A 975-nucleotide genomic window follows, 5' to 3' on the forward strand; every position below is an offset into this window, starting at 1 on the left:
ATCTTAGAGTTATTTGTGTAGCGTTAGGTTACCTAAAATCTCGGAAATACAAAGGAGAAAGTCTACACCTACTTATAATTGGATGACGTAGGGTCACACGATGGATTTTCTGTATTCGTTGATTGCGCTAACTTGGTTAAATAGTAGCATTCTTCCCTCATCATATGATCTGCCATTAAAGGAGAAAACGTGCTAAGCATTTCGTTTGATAGTTCCAATTCTTCTATCTCATGAAGAAACACTTGAAATAATTCGATTTCTAACTTGACGTCTTTGTTCATTTTCTTTTCTACTGCATCAAGACTATCTGAAATAGCTCCAGCATGTCCTGCAGCATCTAAGGTCCATAGTAAATGATGGTGGAGCTCATGAAAGGTGGGTGGAACTTGTTGTTGCTCTAAGTAGTTAAGACTTGGTAAATACTCATCAAGTTCATTGACCATATGATTTAGAAAAGTAGGTGTAAGATGAATAGTAAAATCAGTTATTAGGTGCTTTTTTAACAAGGATAATTTAAATTCTTTGAGTGATAATGCTTGGGCTTTAGCCTCCATTGTAAGATTCTCTATTTTATTAGGCGGACCTTTGACACTGTCTAACAAAGTAGTAAACGTTTGAATAAACGTTTTAGCCATTTGTATTTCTTCTTTCTCTTTTTCTGCTAAAGCATCTAAAATAAATTGGGAATGGTCTTTCAAAACTCGAATCCAAAATGTATGTTCAAAAATTGCATGTTGAGTATAAATGCTATTCATTATTTTCCTCCCTTAATAAGATAGCTACCTTTCATACATATTAAAGAGAACCTGTTTATATTAATGTATAAGAGAAAATCTAGAACATTTAGGCTATGTATTTTATATACACTATTAGTTAACATAATCAATATTTTAGGAATAAAAAGAGACCTTGATTTATAAGGTCTCTACAAGTTAGCAAGCTTTTGATCAGCTACAAATTTCATAAGGATACCTG

General features: G+C 32.7%; 1 protein-coding gene. It reads right to left on the reverse strand.

Annotation, left to right across the window (positions count from 1 at the left end; all coding sequences use genetic code 11):
* Positions 1-68: 68 nt before the first annotated feature.
* The gene (locus RB298_RS31055) at positions 69-755 is read right to left on the reverse strand and encodes a DUF2935 domain-containing protein (RefSeq protein WP_486050188.1); all 687 of its coding nucleotides are present in this window, start codon (positions 753-755) and stop codon (positions 69-71) included.
* Positions 756-975: the final 220 nt, after the last annotated feature.

The organism is Priestia sp. BR_2, assembly GCF_041954005.1.
GTDB lineage: Bacteria > Bacillota > Bacilli > Paenibacillales > Paenibacillaceae > Paenibacillus_AQ > Paenibacillus_AQ lautus_A.